The organism is Rahnella perminowiae (assembly GCF_019049755.1).
Taxonomy (GTDB): Bacteria; Pseudomonadota; Gammaproteobacteria; order Enterobacterales; family Enterobacteriaceae; genus Rahnella; species Rahnella perminowiae.
The window spans coordinates 1-12,301 of record NZ_JAFMOS010000489.1 but is presented as its reverse complement, the minus strand read 5'-3'; the positions used below and the strand labels follow the sequence as shown (position 1 = coordinate 12,301).

The window sequence follows — 12,301 nt, the reverse complement described above, 5'->3', positions numbered from 1 at the left end:
GGCTTCGCTGGGTTTGGTCGGCGGAATGTTCGCTTTGCGATCTTCCAGCCATTTTATCTTGCCATCCCAGGCAGGCAGCGGGGCCGGTGGGAGGGGGACGATATCGTTGATTTCTGGGACGGTGGGGTGGGCATACGAGTAGTTGGCAAGAATTCTCCAGATTGCTTCATATCGTCTGGCGCGCTCAGGGTCTTTCGGCAAGGCTAGGTAATCAAGTTTATTAGAAGATTCAGGACCATTGAATCCACTTTCTAAAAAGCTGGCAGATGTTGAATCACCAGCCATCACCCCTAACTGGAATGCCTTGACAGCCTCTTGATAAAGACCTTTTACTGCCAGTGCATTACCTAGGTCATTAGCCGCTCCACCATCTCCCTGTTCGGCGGCACAATGGAGCATTTGTCTGGATACATCCGGTGCCATTTGTGCCGGAGATAATTTGTCACCAACATAAGCTTGGGCTTGTTGATTCCCCTCATCGGCAGCTTTGCGGTAGTAACGCAATGCCATTTCAGGATCTTGCTGTAGCCCTGCAGCGCCTCGTTCAAGATAAATAGCAATAAAATAGTAACCAGTCGCTATCTTGGCATCGATCAATTGTTGGCTCATGCGCAGCTGCTCATCACTATTTAGTGAAAACTGTCCACGCATCGCGCTGTTTTGTAGGTTGATGCTAGCTTTATAGTGACCATTGGCTGCTGCAATCCGGTAAAGCCGCTCGGTTTCCACATCCACTGTTTTATCTTGTTTAAGCTGGTTGTTGACCTGTAACCAGCGGGCGTATTTATACAATATATCGGGTTCAGCGGGAGCGTCGGGGATAGCTTCGAGTTTGCAGGTAAAGGCCAGTTTGGCATTAACGTTAGTGAGCGGGTCCATAGCAAAATCCTTTTTTACAGAAGTCGTGTTTTTACCGCCGTCACAGGCCGTTAAAAGAAGACAAGATAACAATAATAATCTGCGCATTAGTCCAGATCCTTCAGAGTAGACTCGTTGTAGCGAAACTTTATCAATGGCGCTGCAGGATTATCTACCCCTGTATCCTGAAGCTTTTTATTTCTATCAAGAAGTTTTTCCCAAGCTTCAAATGCTTTGTCAGGATCATCCTGCGCACCTTGCTTATTCGTATGCAGGTTCCAAAGCTTTTGTCGTAGCGCTTTTGTCACGCTTTTCATCTCATGAGCAATATTCATTTCGCTGTCTACTTGCATACTGCGGGTGTTGATATTGGCGGAGCCATGAGTAGTGAAAACATCATTTATGATCATGAGCTTGGAGTGAATATAAACAGGCATCCATTTCTCTGCAGGTGAATCTTTTGCCACCAGTGAGCAAATATGAACTTTCAGACCGGGAACCGTTTCAGGTTTAATTGTGCTGTCCTGAATTTCCTGAGCCTGTTTTTCAAATCCTGCCGTTTTTCTTAGCAAGTCCTGATACCTTTTATTCGCATCGGCAGGATCGAGATATATAGCAGGCGCCGTGGTGAAAACTTCTTCGCTGGCTTTGCCAATCCTGGTCAATTTTGTCACATTCGGAATTGTGTCGGCGCGGCCGAGAACTTCCAACATGCGTTGGGTATTCACCGTGCCAGCACCAATACCCTGATCAGTAACGTTGGTGACAACGAATAAATGTAATGAACCGTGTTCACCGGGATCCCTGCCCGCTTTGCTTTGAACTTCTGCTGCTTTTTTGATGGCTTCTGCCAATGGAGGCCAGCGAAAATATTGGTTCTCTATATATATAAACTGCGTCGCATTATTAACTGTTTTCAAATAGAGTTTTTCTATATCTCGTTTGCCTTCCTGCGCCTGAGTGCGCAAAAGTTGCGCCATGATCGGAGTGCCAAATTCTGAACGCTGTTGAAGCTTTTTAGCGACTTCTCTAGCATTACGCATAATGAGTAAATCTTGTCCCGTTTCCCTCAGCCACGCGGTGGCAAAGTTTTTATGCAAATGTTCCAGAATTGGCCCGGTTACCTGACTGGATATATCTTGTCTTGGCAGATCTCCGCGTGGTCCTGTGTTAGGTCCAACTTTATCTTTGGCAAGACGATTCATGGAAGTGTGAGAGTCCGTGTCCCAATATTCGTCAAGCATGTTATGCCCCATAACGAAACCGATGGCATGCTCAGGTAATTCAAAGTCAATCAGCACAGTTTTTTGATGGTGAGTTACCGTGCCTGCCATTGTCAGCACTGTGTAAGCGCTCAGATTCTTATCAATGCTTTGATATGTTGATCTGTAGGCCAGTTCTGCACGATCTTTCGGATTGAATCCACGACCGGCGAATACCGGAGTTTCAGTAAGAATTTTGTTAATATTGTCTTTATCATGCTTAACTTTAGTAAAGCCAACATTCATTCCCGCCGCACTTACCGCTTGGAGTTTGCTTTCGTATGAGTGTTGTCTAAACCATTCGCCATCATAAGCGTATTGTTCCACAGTTGAGGTTTGTCCTGCTCGTGCCTTAATGCTGATAGGACCTTTATTAGGTAAATTCGCTTCGCCAGCAACTCCAGCTGAATTAAAAGGCATTTCCCAGCCAAGGACACGAACCTGCACCTTATTTTTAAGTGCTATTTGGTTGAGTAACTCACCAATACAAGGTGCCTGACCATCCCGAATAAAATACATGGATGGTTGAAATCCCCAGCAGATGATATCGACGGTCTTCTTGGCATTGGCGATGGCTTCATGCACTGCGCGGAAAGCTTCTTCGCCGTTGACCAAAGGCTTATAGGTCGCGGGAGCAGGCGGGAATTCAGTGCCTTCCACAAACCAGGGCGGAATGATGGTGCACTGACTGGTATCAACAACAGAGACGGGAGAAACAATATCATTTTGACTCATCAGTACTCTTCCTTATCACCGAAGCCATCCAGGAGTTCTTTATAAAGATTGCGGTGCTCGGTGTGTGAGGCTGGCGGGTTAATATCAGCGTCAGGCTGAGAGGTATGATGATGAAAACCCCGGTTCGCCAGTTCGCCTTGTTCCTGATTGCGATAAGCACTCACTACCGGGATCTGATAGTGAATGCCATTCGCCATTTCCAGCCGGTAACTTTGGGTTTGCGGCTTGTGCTCGATGTCGACTTTTCCGCTTTTATCCAGCACGCCTTTTTTCACTTCTGCATCATCGGCATACAGCGTGTACGGCATGCCTGCCCAGCTGGTATCCAGAGCATTAGGTGCCTGCGGTACGTTAATTCGCAAAGTCTGCGGAGGAATTTCGGCCTCTTCTTTATCTGATGGCATTTCAGTGTCAGCACTCGGGAAGCGAGGAAAGAGTTTATTCAAACTTGCCGGTCCCATCTTTTGCCAGTTGGTTGATTTAAACAGGATGTTTTGCGGATCAGCGATTTCAATGTTGCCGTCACTGAGTTTGATGTAGCCGCCGCCGCAGGTCAGGATCAGCTCTCTGGCGGCGGTGATAGTGACGGTGCTTTCCGTGCTGGTCACGGTGATGTCGTTTTTGGCCAGCGCCGATAATTCGTCACCCTGTGCCTGAATGTCGACTTTCCCTTTTCCGGCGAAGAGCTTTATGCCGGATTTTTGAGCAAACAAACTGATGCTTTCGCCTGCGGCGACGGTAAAGGATTTGCCGCTGCTGATGTCGATATTGCTACCCGACATAATTCCGACGCTTTGGCTGCCGGAGGCAAGGCGCACCGCAGACGGGCTGACGATACCAATGCCCTGGGGTGCGGACATCAGGATGCCCGCGGCTTTCAGCTTTTCCAGTGAAGCATTGAGCGCTTTCTGGCTGTCGGTATCGCCCGGTGTGGCTTTGGCGATTTCCGCCATCTTCGCCAGACTGCGTGCCAGCGTCAGCGCCTGTTCAAGCTGGACAATGGCTTCGTCCATCTCCAGTTGTTTACCACTTGCAGCAGGTTGTTCATCGGCGCTGATGAATATCCCTTTTCCGGCCCGAATTGCGCCCCATTCATCGGTGCGCAGTTCGAAGCCTTCACCGCGCAGCGCACGGCTGGCATCGACGCTATGCCCGAGGTTGAGCTGTGTCTTGCTGCCGTATTCCGTGCTGAGCTTGATATGTTCTTCGCCACGTTTGTCTTCCATCCGCAGCTTATTGTTGGCTGGCGTTCGGATGACGTTACGGGTGTTGTTTTGCTCCGTGACGTGGTCGGTGTGGCGTGAGTCATGCAGCGCATGCGCGATATACGGCCTGTCCGGATCGCCGTCGTGGAAGGCAATCGCCACTTCCGTGCCCTGTATCAGCGGGAAGTGGATACCATACTCGTCACCGCCATAAGGTCTGGCGAAGCGCACCGGCATACTTTCCTGACCCTGCGCTTTACCATCCAGGTCGGCATCGAATCTGACCCGATACAGCCCTGATGTATCCTGCCAGGCATAAATATCATTGGCTTTGGCGCTGGTGACACGCGCCATCAGGGTGCCGCTGACCACGGGACGGGGCAGCAGAGCAGGGCGCCAGCACAGGGTTTCATTGTAAGGTACCGCGTTGAGCCTGACTTTCAGGGCATTCTGGCGGCTGCCGCTGAAGTGGGTGTGGATCAATACGACCGCGGATGACAGCAATTCTGGCAGCGTTGAAGGGATCGCACGGTCGGTAATCGTCAGCACCTGCGCGGGTTGCAATGTGGCATCGTTACTAAAAAAGGAAAGGATTGTTTGTTGTGACAAAAAGCGTTCGTGGTCGAGGCGCGCCATAAAGTTGGCGGTTTCAGCCGCAGGGTCGGTTTTGTCGCCCGTTTCCGGATGGCGCGGTTTGTAGTGATACACCTCTCCGTAAGTGATGCTTTCGCCCGCTCCGCGGGTCATGTCTGCTCTGGCAGACTGTAAAACCCGCTGCGCCTCACGGTAGTTGTAATCTTTACTGGTGACGGATGCCTGAACTACGCTGTGCTGAATATTTACGCCCCAGACGGAGTCCGCACCGCTGTCGCTCATCCCGGACGGACTGTTCAGCGGCAGAGTTTTACCGAAATAGTAAGCACTTTGCTTATCGGCAAAGTGGATGATTTCAGTCTGCGCATCAGGTTGCAGGGTGAAGAAATAAAATATCCCCAGTTCAGAAAGCAGGCGCTCGATAAAGGCCAGATCGCTTTCCTGAAACTGGTTTATCTGTTCGCGCTTCGGGTATACCTGTTTCAGCGAAAATTCATACTCCCAGCCTTTGAGGCCGTGTTCGGTCAGCACCTGTTCAATAACGTCAGGAACGGATTTGTTCACAAAGAAGCGGTGTGTACGAAACTGATTTGCAAGCAGTGCCAGAAAGGGCTCAAGCGTTACCTGATATTGCACCTGATCCGCTGAGCCTGATATCCGGCTAAAATCCGTGATCACACCATGTACGATTTTTTGTGCAGACAGGCTTTCCAGCGGACCTGTGCCCATGGTGAACGTCGCCGGCTGGCGGAGTAGCTGGCGGGGGTCGATATCTTTTTCCGTACTGGTAAAGGTGAGGGTGTAGCGATAAAGCTGGCTCATGCCTTCGTTGCCGGTGAAACTCTCCATATCCAGCAAGGCCTGACAGGAAGGTACTGTCAGGCGATAACGGTTCAGGGTGGTTTTCGAGAGCGACAGCAGGTTTTGTGCAATATCCATCATGCGGGTATCTCCTTATATTTATTAGCCACACAACACCGCAGCACGTGCAGGATCAATAGCAATTAACCCCACCAGCAGATTCTCCATTTCACCATGCAGCCGCGATTTGTCGGTGTCTGCGCGCCCGGATTTCATGCGCAGGAGTTTCAGGCGTCTGGCTTTCACTTCAAACAGCAGTTCAGGTTCCCATTGCGTGAGGGTGAGCGTGGAGCCATTGCTGTCCAGTTCCCCCAGCAGATGCAGCGCCATGTCATTTTTGCCGTATTGCTCGGCAACGCGGGCCATCAGCAGACGTACCAACCATTGATGGCGGGGCGTGCGGGCACCGGGGCGGTTTTGCAGCCAGTTCAGGGCGGCTTCTACGCCGCTACTGTCAGCCTGTGCCAGCGCTTCCGGTTCAAGTTGCAGAATATCGTCATTGCCTGCTGTGGACGCCGATGCAGAGGGTTCGTTACCCCAGCTTTCCTGAAATGTCATAACCTGTTGGTTGATCCAATTCAGTGTGACTTCATCGGCGAACGGGGTGCCATCATCAAATGCCAGCCCTTCGAGACCGGGTAAGCGGGTGAGCATTCCGTTTAAATCCTGCTTAATGATGTCAGCCCAGGCTTCATAGGGTGCGCCCGCTTTGATCAGCGCCTGATGGAGATACCATTGCAAATCCAGCCAGAGATGATTCACGCCCTGAGCGAACAGGCTGTCTGTCTGCTCCAGCAACTCCAGCCAGCTTTGCTGCAGATAAAGTCGCTTGAGCAACGCGCGGTGTTCCGGTTTCGGAGGCGCCAGACGGGTCCGGCCATCAGCAGCAAGGGGAGGCAGTTCATGCACTGTATCCAGGCGGATGCTTTTAATCAGATGATGACCTGAGAGCCAGCCGGATGGCTGATCACGCAGGTATTGCGCCAGCAATCTGGCCTGTTCTAAGAGTTCACGCCCGGAGGTGACCGGCTTCAGTACCGGGGATTCTCCGGTTGCAGCTGAATGCTGAATGCTTGTAGTTCTGCTGTTTTGCGGAATGACAGCGTCAAAACCGCCGGACTGTGCAAGGCGGTTTTCCAGCGCGGCATAGAGTGCCCCAAACTGCGGTCGGGAGGATTGCTCCCACGTACTTAATCCTTGCTCAATTAAAGCCAGTGCGCCCACGATGCGGGAAAAATCAGCCTTATCCACTTCCGGGAACAGCGAGAGACTGTCGAGCATGCGTGAACCCGACAGCCATTCCAGCGAGGCTTTCCTGCTGGCTGGCCGCAACGGATGCAGGGTTTCACCAAAGCGTGAGATCAACCCGGCCAGCAGGGAAAGGCCATCGGCCAGCCCGGCTTCACCGTCGCGATGCAAGCGCGCCCAGATGTAATAGGTGGCAACGCGGACGTCCTTGCAGTGCGTGATGAGCAAATTTTCCGCCAGTTCGCAGGTCAGAGAAGTATCCGCGCCGGAAAGTTTGTTTACCTCTTCACGCATCTGCTGGAAGCTATCGTCATAACCCGGGTCTTCGCCAGTTGGCGCTTCTGCGGTTACCGGATGGAGCCAGTTATCCCAAAGCAAGGCTTGCTGTTGTGCCTGTGCTAACAGAGACGAAGTTTCAGCAGAACATGCATTCTGTAGGGTAATTAATGTGGACATTACGGCTCCTCAGCGACAGCGTCGGGATCAAAAGGTTTTTCTACAGAGGCAACCCGTGCCGCCTTAACCTGGAAAATCTGCGCGGGGAGAGTGAAGTTTCGCAATCTCAGCAACGCCAGCGGACCTTCACCCGCCTCAGTGCGCAGGGTGTAATTCAGCCGTCTGCCATCCGGTGCTTTCCAGGTGATGTTAAAGCTGCTGCTCACGCCCTGATACGGCGTAACGGAGGCTTTATCGAGCAGACGTATCAGCCCCCAGGCACCCGGCAGATCGGCGAACTGACGCGTGCCTGCCTGTGTGCTTATCCAGCTCAGGCTTGCGCCAGGCGCTTCGGTATCATTCGGCCAGGTGAAACGTTTCCATGTCGGAAGCTGGTTGTAATAGCTGAGTTTCTGACTGTCGATCACCAGATCTGTCTGCATGACATCTTTGGCTGTGCCCGGACGCAGTTCAAAATGCACACCCGCTTCTCCGTTAGTGAAAACCACATCGGACAGGTAACTCAGGGTATCCAGGGCTTTCAGGAAGACAGGGCTGAAGGTCAGTCCTTGTGCATTGATACTGTCCGGCACCCAGTGACTGCCTTCTTTATGCAGTACGCCGTTCAGACGGGTTTGCAGGAAGCGGGCGATGCGACCGCTGTCGCTGTTGAGATAGCGGGCCATCAGCGGCAGTGACACTTCGCTGCTGGTATTTTTTAACGGATAACGACCACCGAATGCGCTGTTCCAGTCATTGACGATGGCTGTCTGCCATTGCGCGTTCAGACTTTCTGCCGCCGGGGTCAGAACTTGCTGCCACGCCTGCTCCATCGGCCGGACAAATATTGTCTGCCCGAATCCGCTCCACTCCTGACCCAGACTCGCGGCCACCAGACTGCCGTAATCGCGGGTTTCTGTCAGATCAACCGCTTTGCCCTGAAATACTGTCTGCGCCAGTGTTTGCGTCATTGCCTGCGGATCGGCGGCATTCACAACTTGCTGGAGTTTAAGGCGCACCTGCGTAACCCGCGTCAGGAAGGTTTGCAGACTGAGACTGGCATTGCCTTGCCCACCGGCTTTCTTGTCCATCAATGTCAGTATCGGACCAAACGTCGCATCCAGCGGACCTTGTGCACCGGCCTGCTGATCAATGGCCGGTTGTTCATCACGGTTTAAGAGATTTTTTGCAGATTTCACCAGCGAGTCAGATAAAGCTTCGCCGTTTTGACCGGTTTTGCCTTGTATGTTGAGGGTATTCATCAGCGCCACCAGTGGCGACTGACGCACGTCCGCCATCAGGGTCAACTGATCGATAGCATCTGACAGTGTTTGTGCCTGTTGCCAGTGCAGACTGTTCAAGAAATCCAGCCAGCTTGCGGAGAAGTCTGCGAAATAGCGTTCTTTCAGGCGTGCCTGAAGTGCTTCAGGTGAATCCTGCTGCAACACGGCGGTTTTGTTGTCACTCAGCACCCAGTCCATTTCTTCACGTCGTCCATTGACCACTTTATCAATCGCCGGTTTGACGGACTCCTCCCAGGCTTTACGGGTGAACATGCCCGGCACCACGGCATCCGTGGTCAATATCTTTTCAGCATCCGTATCGCCAGCCATATCAGCCAGCGTCATATCTGCATACTGGTGAGCGACCTGTAGAAGCATTTTCTGATAAAGCGAGGATTCACTGTTACGGGCACCCATCATGCGAACCAGTAAGGTACGAACCTGACCGATAAGATTTTCATCTGCAGAAAGTTGCCATTCCGGATGACGGGAAAGGTTACGACCATAAAAATCCAGCAGGGAAGGACCTTCTCCCTGCCATACACCATCCGGTGCTCCTTTGCGTTGCGGCCAGTCGCTCAGTAACGTTTTGCTGAACCATGCCGCATCCATTTTTTCAGGGCGTGACAGCATCAGGTAGAGCTTTAACTGGTCGTAAGCGGGCTTCACCAATGCATCCCGGCGCAGATCACCTGGTGGAAGACCGGTGAATGTGGTGAGCTTGTCTTCAAGGTACTGAGCGGCGGCGTCACGTAACAGAGGCATCGCACTGGCGGCATACTGTGGCCAAAGTGCAGCCAGCAGAGGATCATTCTGATTCAGTCCGAACCGGCTAAACCAGGGTGCATGCTGCTGGCGGTATTGAAGCCTGTCGAGCGTGTTTTGCAGTTCGCGCTGGGCTTTGAGTCGCAGTGGTAGCGCCTGCTTCACATCCGCAGCCTGTTTCACCTGCGCTTCGCTGGTATTAATCGTCTGGCGGTTAACGATAAAGGACATCACCATTCCCGCGCCCCATAACACCATCACACCTGCTGCAATCATGCCGCACGTTTTACCCCACGCGAACCCGAGCTTTTTGACCGCCAGCCCTGCGGGTAATGACGACAGTGAGCCGAGCAAAACATCCCAACGGTTATCCTTGCCCCAGTGATGTTTTACCGTGCGCTGTGCATTGACAGATGCCGGGCTGAACATGATGCCTGCAAGGGGAGAAGGGCGGTAAGGGTTGAGCAACGCGGCCACAGGTTCAGCAATAAAGTCCGGTTTATGTGCGAGTTGATCAGCAAGCTGCAACAAAAACAGATTCTGCCTGCTGACGCCGATTTGCTGCATGCCTTGTTCGATCAACGTCGGCACCAGCGCGGTAAGTTGTTTTCTCAGTTCATCCGGTTTGCAGGCGGCAGGCAGCAGGCAGCCCACAGGTTGCGTGATACGGGCTTTATTTTGATTTCCCGCTGAATGCAGTGACCACACGTACAACGGCAGTCGCCATCCCAGCAGATCAAAGCGAACTGAAAACGCTTTCGCGGCGCTATCCATCATGTCGGCAGAGAGAGGCGTTTGCGTCTGCAACTGACCATTCTCCGTATGCTGCGCCAGTGCAGATGTCACCCAAACCAGGCCATCCAGCGGGCGGCGGCGCAAATGGCGCAGTGCAACAAGCCATGCGCTGTCGGCCTGCGCGGCCAGATCGCCACCCCACAACAACACGGTGCCGCTGTCTTCCTGCCAGTATTGCGATGTCAGGCCGGGAGTCAGACGCTCAACATCGGCAGCGCTGCCGGTAAGCAGCAAAATACGGACTTTGTGTGACCAGAAGCGGCCGTAAGTCTGGCGCAGGGCTTCGCGGATTTCGGTTACCGTGACGTGGCGCGGCGGTGTTTGCAGCAGACGTTCTTCACTTCCCGGCAGGACGTTCTGTTTTTTTTCTTCTTCGCGGTGCATGAGTTGTTGCACCAGTCGCAGCAGCGCAGGGCCAAAACGCAGCACTGCTCCTAGCAAGCAGATCATCAGGAAGGCTGCGGCTTTTTTGCCGGTAGTATCGAGACCGAGTCGTTCCCCGTGATGCCAGACAGCCCATCCAATGAGGCTGAATACAGCCAGCAGCAGAACCGTCAGGCCCCCAAAACGCCAGAGCCTACTTAATACGCTCATCCCCACTCCCTGTTGCGATGGTGTAAACAAAATTTTCTGCTCCTGTTGTGGATAACGCTAACCAAGATTGTTGTCCGATATGAACAAAATCAGCCCCCAGCGCGAGGGTAAACCAGGGAGAGTAAGGTCCCTGAATGCCGCAATATGTTTCGACTGTCAGAATATTTTCTGCCTGCCATCGGGTGCCAACTGCATTTCCGATGGTGATAACTGCGGCGGAGGACGCGGTCCATTTTTGGTGATCACCCAGGACGCTAGTAGTCTGGCAAGCCTGCGTTTGTGTTGTAAGAAGCAATGTCAGCTCTTCGTTGAGATTATCCACATGCAGCGGCATAGGACGCAGTACACGGACGATGTGTGGCAGAGCATATTTTTGCGCGACATCATCACTGGTGAACAACAATGCGGCCAGACCGTCGGAATAACGTGTATCCCCGTGCATCTGCTTCACCAAAATCAACTGCACCGTAGATTCCGGTTGCCCGAGTCTTTCATCAAGTGACCGGAATGAAAGCTGATCGGTGATGTTCAGCGATGCAGGACGAAGGTTTTCAGGCGCACGGGTCTGCCAGCACTCATCAAACAGGGCGAATAATTTCTGCCTGCCTGATTCGGGTTCATCGGTTAATACCGTGACCTGAAGTGCTAACTCAGGGGGGAGTATCTGCAGGGCACTCTGAATACCTTCCAGCAACGTATTAATTACCGACTTGTTATCTTTCAAATAATCAATGTGGCGAACCAACCCCTGTTGCTGCGGTAAACCTCTCAGATTTTGTTGTAACAGTGCTGCTGAAATACTGTCCGGTAGCATCACGCAACTTGCGGATACTGCGATATAACGTTCTGCCCACGCGGTCCATTGTTGCTGAGCGTGTTCAGCCTCACGCTGGAAGAACTGGAAACGCTCCATTTCGCGGCCATAAAGATAACCACAGGTACTGAAAGTCAGTATCCAGAGCACGACGGGAATCAGCGCGAATAACCAGATATTGATCGGTTTCAGCACGCTTAGTGATCCGGAAGCATGTAAAACGAATAGCAACACACTGGCAATCACCGCCAGCACACCACTGATTAACCAGCCGCCGGAAGAAGGAGGTGAGGGTTGTTCAGTCGTAAAGGGTTTTTGACGTTCCCAGCCCATGACTTATCCTATTGCGCAATCCGGAGCACTGGAGATGACCTGACAACCGCAAAGGCATTTACAGCCATCCACCACAATGGCTTTACCGTCTGAGGACCATTCGGGTGAACCTTCTACAATAGGGTTAACACCGTGAAAGGGAACAGGGCAACTGACTTTGTCACCTATTAAGGCGACAGGTTTTCCGTTTACAATCATGGTTGAAGAGGCTGAAATAACAGAGCCACCGTGTGTGGTTTTATCGCCGAGTAATACGAAACCTTTTGGCATGAGAATTCCTTTTATTTGAGGTTTAAGTAATATTGATGAAATAACGTTAAAGGTAATTTAAATATGCGAATTTTAAATTTTGTCTTGATTTATTTTTTGGTCGGGAGGAACTGCGCAATACTATTTAATATTCTTGAGGTTGGTTTTCTCGTAAAATGCCCACGACGGAGCTAATAAATATAATACCCCTAAATCCTACTTCTCATTCATGCATTTATGAGAAATATACCTGACCTCAAGTGGAAAGGG

General features: G+C 51.9%; 7 protein-coding genes. All 7 read right to left on the bottom strand.

Annotation, left to right across the window (positions count from 1 at the left end; translation table 11 throughout):
• The coding region (locus tag J1785_RS09660; RefSeq protein ID WP_217219303.1) for an SEL1-like repeat protein at positions 1–966 on the bottom strand (966 nt) is incomplete at its 3' end.
• Positions 966–2,855, bottom strand: a complete 1,890-nt coding sequence (locus tag J1785_RS09655; RefSeq protein WP_217219302.1) for a phospholipase D-like domain-containing protein — start codon at positions 2,853–2,855, stop codon at positions 966–968. The genes J1785_RS09655 and J1785_RS09660, both read right to left, overlap by 1 nt.
• The gene (locus tag J1785_RS09650) at positions 2,855–5,593 is read right to left on the bottom strand and encodes a type VI secretion system Vgr family protein (RefSeq protein ID WP_217219304.1); all 2,739 of its coding nucleotides are present in this window, start codon (positions 5,591–5,593) and stop codon (positions 2,855–2,857) included. Before J1785_RS09650 ends, J1785_RS09655 begins: the two co-directional genes overlap by 1 nt.
• 24 nt (positions 5,594–5,617) lie before the next feature.
• The gene (tssA, locus tag J1785_RS09645) at positions 5,618–7,219 is read right to left on the bottom strand and encodes a type VI secretion system protein TssA (RefSeq protein WP_217219301.1); all 1,602 of its coding nucleotides are present in this window, start codon (positions 7,217–7,219) and stop codon (positions 5,618–5,620) included.
• Positions 7,219–10,635, bottom strand: a complete 3,417-nt coding sequence (locus J1785_RS09640) for an ImcF-related family protein (protein WP_217219300.1) — start codon at positions 10,633–10,635, stop codon at positions 7,219–7,221. Before J1785_RS09640 ends, tssA begins: the two co-directional genes overlap by 1 nt.
• Entirely contained in the window at positions 10,619–11,782 is a 1,164-nt protein-coding gene (locus J1785_RS09635; RefSeq protein ID WP_217138928.1) for a type VI secretion protein, read from the bottom strand. Before J1785_RS09635 ends, J1785_RS09640 begins: the two co-directional genes overlap by 17 nt.
• A 3-nt stretch (positions 11,783–11,785) precedes the next feature.
• The gene (locus J1785_RS09630) at positions 11,786–12,052 is read right to left on the bottom strand and encodes a PAAR domain-containing protein (RefSeq protein ID WP_129953516.1); all 267 of its coding nucleotides are present in this window, start codon (positions 12,050–12,052) and stop codon (positions 11,786–11,788) included.
• Positions 12,053–12,301: the final 249 nt, after the last annotated feature.